The sequence below is a fragment of the Saccharicrinis aurantiacus genome, assembly GCF_001660705.2.
Lineage (GTDB): Bacteria > Bacteroidota > Bacteroidia > Bacteroidales > Marinilabiliaceae > Saccharicrinis > Saccharicrinis aurantiacus.
On the sequence record NZ_LYBV02000009.1, the window covers coordinates 109,870 to 126,222 of the forward strand.

Annotated in this window: 10 protein-coding genes; 4 read left to right on the top strand and 6 right to left on the bottom strand. The window is 35.9% G+C overall.

All coding sequences use genetic code 11. The features are described 5' to 3' along the window. The first annotated feature begins 130 nt into the window (after positions 1 to 130). From A8B35_RS04885 to A8B35_RS04900, 4 genes are all read left to right on the top strand, one after another. Positions 131 to 979, top strand: a complete 849-nt coding sequence (locus A8B35_RS04885) for a PASTA domain-containing protein (protein ID WP_075602261.1) — start codon at positions 131 to 133, stop codon at positions 977 to 979. A 38-nt stretch (positions 980 to 1,017) separates the two neighbouring features. Beyond that, the gene (locus A8B35_RS04890; protein ID WP_075602262.1) at positions 1,018 to 2,070 is read left to right on the top strand and encodes an RluA family pseudouridine synthase; all 1,053 of its coding nucleotides are present in this window, start codon (positions 1,018 to 1,020) and stop codon (positions 2,068 to 2,070) included. 19 nt (positions 2,071 to 2,089) lie between these two features. Continuing rightward, complete coding sequence (locus A8B35_RS04895; RefSeq protein ID WP_075602263.1) at positions 2,090 to 3,070, top strand: D-alanine--D-alanine ligase; 981 nt, start codon at positions 2,090 to 2,092, stop codon at positions 3,068 to 3,070. Positions 3,071 to 3,160: 90 nt separating this feature from the next. Continuing rightward, positions 3,161 to 3,799 (top strand): DUF2490 domain-containing protein, encoded by a 639-nt coding sequence (locus A8B35_RS04900; protein WP_171973157.1) that lies wholly within the window; start codon positions 3,161 to 3,163, stop codon positions 3,797 to 3,799. 93 nt (positions 3,800 to 3,892) lie between these two features. Here A8B35_RS04900 and A8B35_RS04905 read toward each other — a convergent pair whose 3' ends face one another. From A8B35_RS04905 to A8B35_RS04930, 6 genes are all read right to left on the bottom strand, one after another. Continuing rightward, on the bottom strand, positions 3,893 to 6,679 hold the full coding sequence (locus A8B35_RS04905; protein ID WP_075602265.1) for an alpha-amylase family glycosyl hydrolase: 2,787 nt from the start codon (positions 6,677 to 6,679) through the stop codon (positions 3,893 to 3,895). Between the two features lie 61 nt (positions 6,680 to 6,740). Continuing rightward, a complete protein-coding gene (locus tag A8B35_RS04910; protein WP_075602266.1) occupies positions 6,741 to 8,582 on the bottom strand; it encodes a glycoside hydrolase family 13 protein in 1,842 nt (613 codons plus the stop codon). Positions 8,583 to 8,659: 77 nt separating this feature from the next. Then, positions 8,660 to 9,979: a SusF/SusE family outer membrane protein gene (locus A8B35_RS04915; RefSeq protein WP_075602267.1), complete on the bottom strand. Its 1,320-nt coding sequence runs from the start codon at positions 9,977 to 9,979 to the stop codon at positions 8,660 to 8,662. Between the two features lie 60 nt (positions 9,980 to 10,039). Then, a complete protein-coding gene (locus tag A8B35_RS04920; protein ID WP_075602268.1) occupies positions 10,040 to 10,867 on the bottom strand; it encodes a SusE domain-containing protein in 828 nt (275 codons plus the stop codon). 13 nt (positions 10,868 to 10,880) lie between these two features. Continuing rightward, complete coding sequence (locus tag A8B35_RS04925; RefSeq protein WP_075602269.1) at positions 10,881 to 12,638, bottom strand: RagB/SusD family nutrient uptake outer membrane protein; 1,758 nt, start codon at positions 12,636 to 12,638, stop codon at positions 10,881 to 10,883. A 31-nt stretch (positions 12,639 to 12,669) separates the two neighbouring features. Further along, positions 12,670 to 15,645 (bottom strand): SusC/RagA family TonB-linked outer membrane protein, encoded by a 2,976-nt coding sequence (locus tag A8B35_RS04930; protein WP_075602270.1) that lies wholly within the window; start codon positions 15,643 to 15,645, stop codon positions 12,670 to 12,672. Positions 15,646 to 16,353: the final 708 nt, after the last annotated feature.

A 16,353-nucleotide genomic window follows, 5' to 3' on the forward strand; every position in this document is an offset into this window, starting at 1 on the left:
TATCGCATATCTAAATTGGGATTTTAGTAATAGGTAGCACTACTTATTAAATTCTTAGCAGATAGCATATATATATTTCATACGTTAAGTTATTTGTATTATTTTTGACACTCTGAAAATCTTAAATTATATGGCATTCTTAAAGTTTTTAATCAGCAAGCGTTTCTTATTACACGCAGCAGCTGCAATTGGTTTAATAGTTTTACTTCTTATCTCTACGTTTATAGGTTTAAGTATCTATACACATCATAGAGAAAGTAAAGCAACACCTGACTTTACAGGATTAAAAGAGAATCAATTAATTGATTTGGTGCAAAGTAATAACTTGCGATATAAAATAATAGATTCAGTTCATATTAATGGTAAAACACCTGGTGTTGTGGTGGATCAGACCCCAAATGCTGGTGCACTTGTTAAAGAGGATAGAACCATATTTTTTACAATTAATGCCTATAGCTCAGAGCAGGTGCCTATGCCGCGTTTAATTGATGCTTCTTTAAGAAATGCTGAAGCAACTTTAGAATCCTATGGCTTAAAAATTGGCGAGTTGATTTATATTCCTTCGGAATACTCGCAGTTGATTTTAGGTCAGCACTATAAGGGCAAACCAATTGAGCCAGGAACTCTTTTAAGTAAAGATTCAGAAATTGATTTATTGATAGGTAAGGGCTTGAGTAATAAGAAAACAAATATACCTGAGCTTATTGGATTAGGTTTTGAGGAGGCAAACTCAATATGCCAAAGTAATATGTTAAGTATTGGGGCATCAGTCTACGATAAATCGATTGAAACAGAGGAAGACTCATTGAGTGCCTTTATCTGGAAGCAATCGCCTCAGAATAATGAGTTATCAAATCGTAAAGTACGATTAGGGTCGTCAATTAATATATGGCTTACCAACGATTCTACAAAAGTGGAAGCTTTTAGAATTGAGTTAGAAGAAGCAATTGAAGAAGCTGAGCAAGATCAACAACAATAGCATTTATATTTACATACAGGAAGTTAATAAAACAAAGGATGAGTACTGATATTACTGGATACGAGGAGGAAGATTTTAATGATTCTAACAATGAATTGTTTGAGCATCATCGCTTTGAGGCAGATCCTGGCCAAGCCATGATTCGCATCGATAAATTTATTGTAAATCGTATGGAAAATGCATCGCGTAATAAAATACAGGATGCAGCCAGTAATGGACACATAAGAGTAAATGATGTTGTTGTAAAATCTAATTATAAGGTTAAACCTAATGATGTTGTTACTATAGTAATGGAATTTCCCAAAAGGGAGTTAACCATTATTCCAGAAGATATTCCTTTAAATATTCATTATGAAGATGAGCATTTAATAGTCATCAATAAGGAGCCTGGTATGGTTGTGCATCCTGGTCATGGTAATTATACGGGTACCTTAGTGAATGCACTTGCTTATCATTTAAAAGGAGTGCCTATTTTCGAGTCTGAGGATCCCCGCCCAGGATTAGTTCATCGTATTGATAAAGACACCTCAGGTTTATTAGTGGTTGCCAAAACGGAACAGGCTAAAATTCATTTGGCAAAACAATTCTTTGATAAAACCACAGAAAGAAGCTATGTAGCTATTGTGTGGGGGCAAGTTAAAGAAGAAGAAGGAACCATAGAAGGACACATTGGTAGAAGCTTAAAAAATAGGATGGAAATGACCGTATTCCCTGATGGAGAATTCGGAAAGCATGCCGTAACTCATTATAAAGTATTACAAAGAATGGGCTATGTAACCTTGGTTCAATGTGTGCTCGAAACGGGAAGAACGCATCAGATTAGGGCGCATATGAAATATATTGGTCATACCTTATTTAATGATACGCGTTATGGAGGTAATGAAATATTAAAAGGTACTACATTTAGTAAATACAAACAGTTTGTAAACAACTGTTTTAAAATATTACCGCGACAGGCTCTTCATGCTAAATCGCTAGGTTTCATTCATCCACATACTGGAGAGAAAATGACTTTTGATACAGAAATACCTACAGATATGACAGAAGCTATTGAAAAATGGAGCTCTTACATAGCTGGTAGAGACGAATAAACTAGACCTTTACAATAAAATGAATTCAAAAAAAATAATAGCAATAATATACGGTGGTGATTCTTCTGAAATAGTGGTATCTCGTAAGAGTGCTGAAGGAATTCAATCGTTTATTGATACAGATAAATATGATATCGTATCGGTATGCATGGAAGGTAAAAGTTGGAATGCAATTATCGATAATAATGAATATTGCATTGATAAAAATGACTTTAGCTATACCATCAACAACATAAAGTATTGTATTGATTTCGCTTATATAACCATTCATGGCACACCAGGTGAAGATGGTAAATTACAAGGCTATTTTGAATTGTTAGATATTCCATATTCAAGTTGTGGTGTGTTAGCATCATCTCTTACCTTTAATAAATTTGCTTGTAACAATTACCTTAAAGGTTTCGGATTAAAGGTAGCTGATTCCTTAATGATAAGAAAAGGAATTAATTACGATGCAAATGCCATTGTTGAAAAATTAGGTTTGCCTTGTTTTGTTAAGCCTAATGCTGGCGGTTCGAGTTTTGGAATTACTAAGGTGAAGAAAGCTGAAGAAATGGAGGAAGCGTTGAAGAATGCTTTTGGTGAGAGTGATGAAGTAATTATTGAGCAGTTTATAAAAGGACTCGAAGTAACTTGTGGTTTATACAAAACCCACAATAATACCAGTATATTTCCGTTAACAGAAGTAATCCCTGCCAATGAGTTTTTTGATTTTGAAGCCAAATATAATGCTGATAAGGTTCAAGAAATAACGCCAGCCCGAGTCCCTGAAGAAACTACAAATAGAATACAACAAATCAGTTCAATGATTTATGATTTACTAGCTTGTAAAGGAATTGTTAGGGTTGATTATATTATTAGCGAAAATCAAATATATTTGCTAGAAGTTAATACAACACCAGGAATGACAAAAACTAGTTTTATTCCACAACAAATAGCAGCAGCTAAGTTAGATATAAAGGATGTATTCACCGAAATTATAGAAAGTAACATCGCATAAATAGAAATAATTATAGTGTTATTAAAAAGATTATTAGTTCTCATTCCTTTATTACTATTTTGTATAGTAGGCAATGCTCAGCAAAATGAGTTGAGAACACTATTCTTGGCTAAATTTGATTTTAATAGTGACTGGCGAGGAAGTCTTGACGGAGGTTATTATAGAGGATTAAATGGAAGTGGATGGGATCGATACGGCATTCGTGCAATTGCCCAGCGACGACTCAATTCTAAGGTTCAATTTGATGCGGGTTTTATGTTTAACCATGTAAATAATCATGATGGAACCCATACTAATGAATACAGGCCACACCAAACTGTAAAATTAGCTTATCCTAGGTTTTCGAGGATGACGATTAATCATCGATTTAGACTAGAAGAACAAATCATATATAGGAGTTCTACTGAAAAAACGCAGATGACTTCGCGTTTTAGGTATGAATTAAAAACCAAACGCGCTTTTAATCTTGAAAAGTTTATTCAACCCAAAACCTTTTATTGGATTGCTTCTAGTGAAATTACATTCAACTTCACTGGGCATATAAAAGGAGAATATAATTTCTTTGAAAGAGGAAGGCATGGTCTTGGAGTGGGGTATAGAGTCAATACAAATACCTCAGTTGAATCAACTGCTTATTTTCAGCATACCCATAAGGGTATTGATTTCCATGATCATAGTGATTTGTTCATCTTTAACTTCTGTATAATACAAAGTATCTTTGTTAATTAATGATGGTTTTATAAGCGCCATAAAATAAGAGTTGATGTACAAAAAAAGGCTACCTAAAACGATAGCCTTTCTAAATTTATACCCTATAAAGGTTTATCGCTTTATAAATTTCTTCACAACAGAATTACTATCCCCACCTTCAAATTTAATAAGGTAAATGCCCGATGGTAATTCACTTAAGTTTTCGGTGTGTATATTATTGTCGATTATAAACTGTTTAATTACACTACCCGATAAGTTATAAATAAGTGCCTTATTGGCTGGTTGATTACTGAAATTTATAGTCAGAGAACTTTCAACTAGTGTTGGACTTATGCTTACATTCTGAATGGGCTCTAATTCATCAGTACTGGTGTCAATACCAAATCCGATTAGCTTTTTCTCAGTAAACATGATGAATTTCCCTGGAGATAATTCAAACTCTTGGTTAAGATCAGTAATTTCTATTTCATCACCTCTAAAGTGACGGTACCAAATACCAGTACTACTAAAGCTAGGAGATACAGAGGCTGTTGTTGTTCCAAAATTACCCACTAAGCGTACGTCTGAACCATTATAGTTTAACTCAATTTGTTTAATAGCATCACTAACATCCAAACTGTAATCATCAGTTGAAAATACAGGCTCTTCTTTTTTTAACGTAGCCATTTGAGCATATACTTTATAAAGATTCATTCGATCTGTATCTTCGGCATAATCCCACTTAATGGGTTTACGGCCAGTTCTACACCCTTCATCTATACTGCCATCAGTACAAGTATTAATGCTATAATCATATCCGAGCTCACCAAATTGCCAAATCATATTAGGACCAGGTACTGAGAATATAAATGCCGCAGCAGCTTTTGAGCGTTCTAGTCCGGTTGACAGATCTTTAACATTATAATCACCTGAAGAAGCGCCATACTCTTGCGCCTTATACATAATACGTTCTTCATCATGACTCTCAATGTAATTGATAATATGTGGACTATCCCAACCTCTTTTTTGGTAAGATGCCCATGAGAAATCTGATTTTCCATTTTCATTATAGCCCATTACTGCCTCAGCCATGTTGTGGTTATGATTTCCCCACATTAAGATCCCGTAATCGGCGAGCTCTTTTTCTTCATCATTGTCAGATAAGTGTTCAAAGGAAATAATAGCATCGCTTTTTCGCTTTCTAATCTCATCAGTCATTCGCTTTAAAATGGCAATACGAGAAGCGTCGTATGCACTTGCCCAATCACCAACAGGATAGCTCGTATTAGTAAAACCTTTTGTAAAATCGAAACGATAACCATCAATCTTAAATTCGCTAATCCAGTAGGAACAGATACTATCTACCAATTCTTTAGTATCTACACTTTCGTGATTAAAATCGTAACCCCATTGTGCGGCAGGTTCTGCCATATTGTGTTCTGTATTATACCAAGGGTTATTAGCAGAAGGCTTGTTCTCATCATTTAAGTACATACGCGCAAATGGCGATTGACCAAAGGAGTGATTGAGTACATGATCCATGATTACTGAAATGCCATTCTCGTGGCAGGCATCAATAAATGCTTTATAATCGTTGGCTGTGCCGTAGGCCTTATCTGTAGCAAAATAGAAGGATGGATTATATCCCCAGCTATCGTTACCTTCAAACTCATTAAAAGGCATTAACTCAATGGCGTTAATCCCTAAATCAACAAAATAATCCATTTTAGCAGTAACTGCTTTAATGGTGCCTTCTTCTGTAAAGTCACGAATGTGTAATTCGTAAATTACCAATTGCTCTGGATCAGGGTTGGTGTGCGATGCCACTTTCCAAGTATATTCATCCTCATTAATTGTAAATAATGAAGCTACGTGTTCTGTTTTATCAGATGGATATTCTTTTAATCCAGGATAAACGGAATCATCAATCCACTTATCATCTGGATCTAATGTTTTTGTAGTGTACGGATCAGCAATGCGTATTTCGCCATCAATATAAAACTGAAAAGCATACTCTGTATCTGCAACTAAACCATCAAGAGTCAACCAGAAGTCATCGCCATCCTTTTTCATCATATATTCATTGGATGGCGTCCAATCGTTGAACTCACCAATTACATGTACAAACTCCTTCTCTGGAGCAAATAATACAAAGGTGACGCTTGAATCGTCTACTTTATTAACACCACGTCGAAGGTTAGATGGCATCGTCTCTTCAATAACATCTTCTCTCACATAAAAAGTTTGTGACTTCTCCAACGTTGTAGTCCCATCCGAAGACTGAGCCTTTAGGGTGTATGTACCGGGAACACCTGCTGTTTCAGTAATATCAAGAGTAGAAGTACTACTACTGCCTGCCTCGTTATTATTAACAAAAGCTTTTATACTAGTTGAATTTTCTGAAGTTATTTGGATACTTATGGCATCTCCTTCTTCAAAAATAGCACTTGGTGCTGGGCTTATTATATCTAAAGTTAGGTTTAGAGTAGTGACATCAACAAATATATCACCACCAGTACTTGTTTTTCCTACTTTTGAACCATCAGCATTTCTAAAAACAAAAGCCATTTGCTTTATTTGTTCACCTTCTGGTACTCCATAATAAGCATTAATAGAAGTAGGCATTTCTAAAGTAAAAATATCATTCCCAATACTTGTTAACTTAGCCTTTTCAGTATTCTCTGTCCACTCAGCAATAACATATTTCCAATCGCTGCCATCGCTGCTTTTATCTGTAATAACTCCTGTGTGTGCATATACATCGCCTGTATAACCTTTTAACTCAGCATTACCCTCAGCAGCATTAAAAGTTATGGTTACAGGTTTGTTATCAACAGGCGGATTTGGGTTTGTTGTTACTTGAGCTGCTAAGAGCAAACCCATGCACAAAAAACTAATTAAAGTATATATTCTATTCATCTATCTTAAATTTATGTGATTAAAACCCCACACTAAATTTTTATAGCATGGGGTATCTACATTAGTTAAGTATTAAAACTCTCCCTTTTAATGCCCCTAATTCTATTGTTGATGCTGAAATTATTTCTTGTGTTAATGCATCGGTATAAGTACCTTTTGGCAATTGAAATACTTCAGAAGAAGTTCCTGCGTTCATTACTGTTAATATAGTCTGGCTAGCATTACTTCTGGTATAAGCCAACAATTTACCTTCGGCCTTAATAAAGTTGATATCACCATCAATAAGCGCTGAGTTGCCGTTACGCAAAGCACACAATTGTTTGTAATAGTTATGCCACTCTGCATTAAATCCAACATTTGTATATTTAGGTTTGCCTTCTTTTATGTTATTCTGATTCTCAGGATCAAATGTAAACTCAGGCCACCAAAGTGGTTTTCTACAGTCAGGATCATCAGCACCCCACATACCCATTTCATCGCCATTCCAAATTTGGGGTGCGCCAATATTAGTGAACTGGTGCATTAAATATAGTTTAACGCGCTCATATGTTTCTGCTTCAGGCTTACCCGCTTTGTAATTGGGATCGTCGTTTAAGTTTGCTTTGTACTTGTATTTATCCCTATTATTAAACGAGCTTAATAAGCGTGGCGTATCGTGCGTAGCATTCACATTCATCATGCCATATCTAAAAGGTTCTTCTAGCCTGTTCCACTGCAGATTTAGGCTATCCACCAAGTTGGCAGCGTCAATTTCATAATCAGTGTCAGCAAAAAAGTAACGAGCAGGGCGATAAACGTGATAGAACATAACTGCATCAAAAATATCACCACTGGTATAGGGTACAGGATCCATAAATTCATCAGGCCAAACCTTCCACCAAATTTCACCCACTAAGTAGGCCTCGGGGTTTATACTTTTTACATGAGTACGGTAATCGCGCCAAAATCCGAGGGGCACGTGGTCGGCTACATCTAAACGGTAGCCATCAATACCCTTGCTCACATCACCATTTGGTGCTAACCAGCGTTCGCTGACATCAAATACATGTTGTTTTGCACCTGGGTTTAAATCACCTTCAAAAGGAATACCTGCTTTGTGCGCACCATGTGTATTAACTTTCTTAAGTTCTGGTAGGCTATTTAGTCCTAACCACCCTGAGTAAGAAAATTCATCTTCTTCGGTATTGGGATCATCAAAACTTTCTACAGCATACCAATCTTTGTATTTTGATTGCTCTTGATTTTTTAGAAGGTCTTTCCATGCCCAAAATTCTACTCCTGTATGATTCCATGAGTAATCGAGTACCACTCGCATACCTCTTTTATGCGCCTCGTCTACTACTTTTAGAAACATCTTATCGGCAGCAGTCCATTTCCACGTAGATGGATCTCCTGGATCTTCCGATGTTATAATAGCCATGTCTCCCTCAGGGTCGGGACCAAAAGTTACATCAATGTGATGGTAGTTACGTGCATCGTATTTATGCAGTGAAGGCGCATCATTTAAGGGGTTAAAATAAAGAGCGGTAATGCCCAAATCTTGTAAATAATCTAACTTATCTAGCACCCCTTGTAAATCGCCACCGTATCGGCGCAATTGCAAATTGCTATAGAAGTTCTGATTGGTTTCTTGTGCCCAATCTTCTTTGGCAAACCAATCGGTTGTCCATGGTGTAACTGACCAATCGCTTGGCGTTTCAATAAAGTTAGACTTATCATAAATGGTTTCTGGTGTAGGGTCATTTGTAGGGTCGCCATTATTAAAACGCTCTACAAAAATCTGATACCAAATTACGGATTTCGCCCATTCGGGAGGGGTACTAGGTATTTCAATAGCTTCTTGCTTTGGTTTGTTTTGGCAAGATATTAATGCCAATAATACTAAAAAAGATATATAACGCATGATAAAAACTTTTGTGAATAAACAAAAAAAGGCTGCCACTTGGGCAGCCTTAGATAATATACATTTACTTTAAATGCCTATTGCTTAACAATAGAATATGAGTAATTTCCACCTTGTGTAAGTACTAAACTAATAGAATATGTACCTGCTTCCTGAATTGATAAGTTATCCCCACCAGGAATAGGTTCTCCTGTTAAACCAGTACCACCATAATTTACAGACCAATCATCCGTGCCTCTAAATTTCATGGAACCTACCGTTAAATCAGCTTCCATGGTAAAGGTATTTGTTGTTGCATCGAAAGTTGTAAAGTTTGTTTGTGCATCCCATCCACCTGAGGTTGCATCACCAATGATACCCCAAGTTGTTGACGTAGCAGTCCATTTCTGAGTAGATAAATCTACTTGCATTAAATAAAAACCAGCATCAGGGATTAGTACATTTGTTTCACCTTCAGAAATAATATTACCCGGGTTATTGGGGTCATCACCAAAGTCATTATCCCAAGAACCTAATTGTGGCAACCATTTACATGCACTATTTTCTGGGAAATCTTGATAAACTTCGTATGTGCCATCAAAGAAGTTTTTATGAGCTCCTGCTGTTGCATTATCCCATCCATTATGACTTCCTACTAAGTATATATTATTTGGGAAATTAGACTGTTCCATAGTATAAGTCATATTCTCAAGATCCAATGAGAATTTATAAACTGCCGCTTCTGTGGCTATTTTCTCTCCATCAGCAACTAGCTTGCCTGTCATTGTTCCATCATCACCTAAAACAGTTTGTCGATACGAGTTATCTTTAAACACATACTCTCCTTCTTCAACTAACATTGTAGATTCCCAAAGACTTGTAGCTTCATTTAACACTAATGGTCGGAACATTGCCTCTCCTGCAGTAGTGCCATAAATCCCCCAAACAATGATTTCATCTTCATATATATACCTATTAACAAGGAAATTTACAGGTATTGAATAAACGATTTTATCATTTCCTGTAGCCTTAACACGCGCTTGTAAACCTGTAGCAACACCTGCTACGACTTCAAGTTCACGACAGATTTGATTCATCTCACCTATCGTGATTTTGATGGCATTTAGTTCTGTCGTATCTACAACTATGGGATTTGAAAAATCTCCCGTTGCAAGGTCTAACTCCAAAGAATACATTGGTGTTACATCCTCTGCAAAGTATGCATCTTCCCAAATAAAGGTTTCAAATGCACCTTCTTCATTTTCTGGGATTAATGTATATGAACTAGACCCGTTCGGATTTAGGAACATTGGCGCTGTTTCCGTCATTGGAATTCTTGTTATTCCATCCTTATCTTCACAAGACGAAAAGACTAAGACTAAAGCCAATAAACTATATAATATATTTATTTTCTTCATAAAATTATGTTTTAATAAAAAGTTACAAACCTGGTGAGGACTTCTCCTCACCATTTAGAATTACTGTTTAGTAAACTTCACTGTTTTATTAACTGCGTTAAATAAGATTTCGTAATCACCAGCTTCAGTTGGTGCGAAATTAGTTTCATCATATTGATTAACTTCTGGAACAATTAGACCACTTGGCACAGATTCAACTACCTCCATGTCTGTATAAAACCATTGAACTGGATTCCAATCTGTATTCTGCCCTAAGAACCTAAAAGAAAAAGCATAACCATCATCATCAACACCGGTAATTAAAGAAATGGTTCCTTGATATTCTTCTGCAGATATTGCCTCGAGGGGTAATCCATCTGCAGGAACCCAATCAGCTGAACAAGCATTACCTACAACATAGATAGGTGGCACTACAGCATCATATGGAGTAACTGTTAAAACAATAGTATCACTATACATTGTTGCTACATCAGGATTAGAAGAGTCAGCTCTAACACGAATCTTTACCTTGGTTTGTTCTTCGGGTGTTTTATCTAATCCTGTTGGTCCTAATAATAAGTTAAATGCTTTGTTGCTAATAGTCTGATATAATAATGTAACAGGCTCTTGCATATCAACCTTGTTATCAAAAGAATCATCAGACTCACTAGCTACTTCAACTGTATAATTAGTAACTACTGATTCGCTATACTTCGCCTCGCTGTATATAAAAGTTTCGAACGGACTATTTTCATTCTCTTCAGTTAGCACATAATTTAACGAGCCGTCAGGGGATTGTAAAACTGGCGCTTCCTCAGCTTTTAATGCAGGCTTTTCAGTTACTTCAGCACAACTCGAAAGGAATGCTAAAGTAAAAAGTAGAATATATATATAATTTAATTTCTTCATAATTGTATGTGTTTTAATAACCAGGGTTTTGAACTAATTTAGTATTGGCACCGATGTCTTTTGCTGGGATAGCAAATAACCTTTTTGTGGTGCTTACAGCAGCTCCGTTTGAAACACCACCTTTCCACGACCATAAGTAGTCATTAGTAGTATACTTACTGAAACGAATTAAATCAGACCTACGAGTACCCTCCCAGAATAACTCTCTACCGCGCTCATCGATAATAAAATCTTTGGTTAAATTACTCAGTGTAATATTGCCACTAGTATCACCAAAAGCTCTTTCACGAAGTTGATTAATGTAGTTCACTGCTGTATTGGCATCACCACCACCACCATTAATATTGGCTTCGGCATACATTAAGTAAGCATCAGCTAATCTAAAAAGAGGGAAGTCTGTTGTTACAAAATCTTGGTTAGCAGGATTAGCACCATCGCTATTGATATTTCTGAATTTCATAACACCATAACCATCAGTGTAATTTGCAGGGTTCTCATTTTCTAGTAAGCCACCAGCTTCAACTTCTTTTTCTTCTCTAAAAGTAAATGAACCATCTTCATTTTCATCCCATATTTTCTCTGTGTAAGTAGCACTATTCCAAAGTGTACCTGCAAATCCCGAAATGACTGTATCTGTAAGAAGTGAATCATTTTTTTCGAAAGTATAATAGCTATGCACTACTCTCTCTTCTGCAGTTCCTCTGTTATCACCAGTAGGGAATAGACCAACTAATTGAGGACGAGCTCTGTTACCTCCCCATCCGCCACTTAGACCTACTTCAGCAGGACTAATGCCTCCACCTGTAGCACTAAACGCTAAGAATGTAGTACCTCCGTAGGTTTGCATTTGGTCACCATCGTAAGGCACTGCAAAAATAAACCCTGAGGCAATATCTGCTTTGTTGTTATCGGCATAGAATAAGTGTTGGTAGTTTCCTGTGTATAAAGAATAGCCAGCAATTACTTTGTTGGTTTCGGTGATTACCTTATCCCACATGGCTGTTCCTGTATATACTTCCGCATTTAGGTATAAACGTGCTTTTAAGAATGCTACTGCACCTTCATCTACTCTTCCATATGCAGCTGTACCTACTGTTCCTATTTCACCTTCAATAGCGTCTAATTCCTCAATTAACCAGTTAAATAGGTCTTTACGCATAATTTGCTCCGGCAAATAAGTACCTAAGCCGTCTTCTTCTAAAACAAATGGCACGTTACCAAATAAATCAACTGCACAAGAATAAGCATATGCTCTTAAGAAACGTACTTCAGCACGTAAAACTTTCATTTTATCTTGTAAGTCTTCCTGACCTCGAGAAGCTAACATTTCATCAGTAGATTGACGAAGAAACTCGTTGGCCATTGAAACTTGGTGATATATTCTGTAATACAAACCTTCAATAAATGGATTTGCTGCAGAATATTGTAATTGGTTCAACTGAGAAATACCAAAATCACCCCATGCACAAATAGCCTCATCTGTTGTTAAAACCTGTGCATTCCAAAGATTACGTATAAATGAAGATGAACCTTCATCAATACCACCTACATCACCGTTACCTGCAGGACCTTCTTGCCCTGTTAATGCTAAAGCAGCATATATTTTAGCCACAACTTGGTTATATCCTTCTTCGGTAGTATAAACGGTTTCAGCTGTACTTTCATTTGGATCAATTGGTAGCTGATCCAAATCGTTTACACAAGAGGTGAAGCTGAAAGCTCCCAATAGAACTATTGCTGCCCCCTTTTTTATTTTATCTATATATTTCATATTAATTTCTTTTTTTGGTTGCTAACAACGATTAAAAGTTAAGATTAACGCCTAATATAAATGTTCTTGGACGTGGATAGAAGTTATTGTCAATACCTCCAGAAACCTCTGGGTCAACTCCTTCGTATTGTGTAATTACAAATACATTTTGAGCAGTACCTGTTATTTTTAAACTCATATCTGTACCTCCTAATTTATTAAAGCGATATCCAGCTGTAATATTATCCATTCTGAAGAATGATGCATCCTCTAAATACTCGGAAGACCAATATTGGAAGCTATTAAAACCTGAAGGAGTAGATGTTAATCTATTACTTAAGAAGTTACCACCGCTGTTGTAAGTATCCTGTGCAACTCCCATGTTTGATTTGTTATCATTATACACAGTAGCTCCAAATTGCATACGACCAGAGAATGCAAAATCCCAATTCTTATACTCTAAACGAGAGTTAATACCCACTAATAGGGTAGGAGCAGCTTGGCCAACTCTAACCTTATCAAAGTCGTTATAAATACCATCACCATTTTGGTCAACGTACACACCTTCTAAAGGCTTTCCGTTGGCATCATACACTTGTTGATAAACAAAGAATGAGTTAGCAGGGTATCCAACAGAGTGGATTTGAACATTGTTACCTGTACCGCCTGAAATACCACCTGTTTGAATACCTAGGTATGTAGGATCATCACCATTTGTTAAACTTGTAATTTCGTTTTGGTTGTAGGTTAAGTTACCACCAATTTCCCAAAACAGATCTTGTTTTGCAATTGCTCTATAAGTAAGGTTTAATTCAACCCCTGTATTTTCTAAACTACCTACATTTGTTAATAACTCATTTGTTAAGTTTGCACCTGCTGCTACCGGAACAACATTTAATAAGTCATCTGTTATTCTGTGGTAAAATTCGAAGCTACCAGCTAGTTTATTGTTGAAGAACCCAAAATCAAGACCTGCATTGTAGGTAGTAGTTTCCTCCCACTTAATATTCTCGTCATATCCATCAGGACGCATTGTGTTGATGTAACCACCATCCCAAGGATACATTGCGGTTCCATTTGAACGAACATAAGAACCTTGGTAAGGAAGATCCTCTGTTACACCTTGTTGACCTGTAATACCCCAACCTAAGCGAAGTTTTAAATCAGATAACCAATCAATATCAGTCATGAACGCTTCGTTTTTCATTCTCCAAGCTAAGCCAACGGCTGGGAAATAACCCCAACGATTGTCTTCTGAGAAACGAGATGTACCATCGGCTCTTACTGTAGCATTTACTAAATATCTGTTGTCGTAGTTATATTCAGCTCTACCGAAGAATGATACAAGGTAGTTTTGCGCTTCATAAGCTCTATATGGTGTTACTTCATTTGTTTCTGCATAATTGTAAGTAACATTATTACCTTCTCTGTGGAAGTGCTGCCATGCATAACCACCCATTGCTTTAATATTGTGCTTACCAAAACTTTCGTTGTACGTAAGGTACATATCTAAAGTCTTGTTGTTCTTATCTTGATTGTATGGAGAATACTCCCCAGCTCTTTCAGGATCATTTGGAGAAGACCAAGCAGCTGTAGGCTGAACAATTGTTCTTCCCTCAGATGTAGAACCATCAATACCCATATTTAAAGTAGCCGTAATTGTTGGAGCAAAATGGAGCTTATAGTCGAACTTTGCATTTATGATATAACGATTTACTTTAGACTGATTATCATGAAGGTTTAATTGAGCAACTGGGTTCATTGGAGCAATAGTAACTGGGTTACCATCGTTATCAATCCAAGTATAATAACCTCCATATTTAGAAGATTCGTCATATACTGGTTTTGTGGGATCAAAAGTTACAGATCCTCCAATAGCAGCATCGTTTGAAAAGTTATTACTCACATGCATATATTTTGCATTAACAGCTGTTTTTAAATGCTCATTAAAGAAAGTTGGGTTTAAGTTTAAACCTACTGTAATTCTTTCCATTGCTGATGTTTCTACAATACCTTCTTGGTTAGTGTAACCGAAAGATAAACGGTATGGTAGATCTTTTACTCCACCTGAAACACTTAAGTTGTGGTCCGTACCAATAGAAGTTCTGTATACTTCATCTTGCCAGTTGGTGTTTACACCCTCATATGATGTAACATTTCTGTAAGCTTCAGAATCCTCACCATAAGTATCTTTTATAAAAGAGCTGTATTGGCTAGCATTCATTACATCTAATGTATTTGCAGCAGTCGCTACACTTACATTACCTGAATAGTCAAACTTAACAACATCACCACTTTTACCATTTTTAGTAGTAATGATGATTACACCATTAGAGGCACGAGAACCGTAAATTGCAGTTGCAGATGCATCTTTTAATACAGTAAATGTTTCAATATCGTTAGGGTTAACTGTGTTTAGTGGATTCTGCATCCCTTCTACACCTTCGGTATCAATAGGTACACCATCAATTACAATTAATGGATCGTTACTTGCATTTAAAGAAGAACCACCACGAATACGAATGGTAGATCCAGCTCCAGGAGCACCTCCAGTTGATGTAATCTGTACACCAGCTGTTTTACCAACGATAAGATCTTGTGGAGATGCAATGGCACCAGCGTTAAAGTCTTTTGATGATACTGCAGATATTGATCCTGTAGCATCTTCTTTTTTAACACTACCGTAACCAATAACAACTACTTCTTCAACACCAACTACATCTGGCTTTAATTGAATGTTTAATTGAGCTTGTTGTCCTATTGTTACCTCTTGTGCAACATAGCCTATGAATGAATATACTAATATATCCCCTTGATTTGCGTTTAAATTATATACACCATCGAAATTAGTAATACTACCAGTTGTTGTGCCTTTTATTATTACAGATACTCCTGGTAATAAATCGCCTGTGGTTGCATCACTTACACTACCACTTATTGCAATACTTTGTGCCTGTATGATACCTGAGATAAAAAATATCCCGGTAAGCAGCAAAAATGCTTTCTTAAGACAAAATGATTTAATCATAAAATTTATAATTTAAGTGTTAAAACATGTATAATTCATTGTTTACGAATTTTATCATCAATAAACAGTTAATAATTACACACCTTACTATTAGGTACTTTTACCTACAAATGGACATTACAAATCTATATCAAAAACCGACTTATTTATACACTTCTTAACAAATGGAAACGTTTTTTTGTGGTTTTTCTTCGCAAACGTTTGCGAAGCCGATTGCGAATTCGTTTGCAATAAAAACATATGTTGTAAAACATAAATTTATTATAAAAAAAGCATCACAAATATTAACAAATATTTAACATAAATAATAATTAGGGCATCACTTTTAATCATTAATTATCATTTATCGATTTTTATTAATGTTTATTCTTTACATGTTTCAGCAAGTTTTAACATTACAAATGCCACAAATTCTTTTGCGATTTGAAGTAATTAATATTCCCTTTTCATTCAGGAGCTACTCTCCTTAATATATGGTAGCAATTGATACGTATAAAATCAGATCAAACTAACGTTTAAGAGAGTTTGATTCGTTTATAAGCCGATGATGTTATATCTTGTTTATCGTATGATTTAAAGCAAGTTAATGAGGAGATATTATTGATTAAGGTTTCACACTGTAGGTATTTATTGATAGTTTTATTGAATATAATTCATTGATATTAAAATATGTATTAAAGCTTAATGTTTTAGTTCGCCCTACTACAA

What these genes read in the sequence shown, in the direction of transcription:
- A8B35_RS04885 (WP_075602261.1), top strand. Translation starts at nt 131, where the DNA reads ATGGCATTCTTAAAGTTTTTAATCAGCAAGCGTTTCTTATTACACGCA.
- A8B35_RS04920 (WP_075602268.1), bottom strand. Translation starts at nt 10,867, where the DNA reads ATGAAGAAATTAAATTATATATATATTCTACTTTTTACTTTAGCATTC.
- A8B35_RS04925 (WP_075602269.1), bottom strand. Translation starts at nt 12,638, where the DNA reads ATGAAATATATAGATAAAATAAAAAAGGGGGCAGCAATAGTTCTATTG.
- A8B35_RS04905 (WP_075602265.1), bottom strand. Translation starts at nt 6,679, where the DNA reads ATGAATAGAATATATACTTTAATTAGTTTTTTGTGCATGGGTTTGCTC.
- A8B35_RS04915 (WP_075602267.1), bottom strand. Translation starts at nt 9,979, where the DNA reads ATGAAGAAAATAAATATATTATATAGTTTATTGGCTTTAGTCTTAGTC.
- A8B35_RS04890 (WP_075602262.1), top strand. Translation starts at nt 1,018, where the DNA reads ATGAGTACTGATATTACTGGATACGAGGAGGAAGATTTTAATGATTCT.
- A8B35_RS04910 (WP_075602266.1), bottom strand. Translation starts at nt 8,582, where the DNA reads ATGCGTTATATATCTTTTTTAGTATTATTGGCATTAATATCTTGCCAA.
- A8B35_RS04895 (WP_075602263.1), top strand. Translation starts at nt 2,090, where the DNA reads ATGAATTCAAAAAAAATAATAGCAATAATATACGGTGGTGATTCTTCT.
- A8B35_RS04930 (WP_075602270.1), bottom strand. Translation starts at nt 15,645, where the DNA reads ATGATTAAATCATTTTGTCTTAAGAAAGCATTTTTGCTGCTTACCGGG.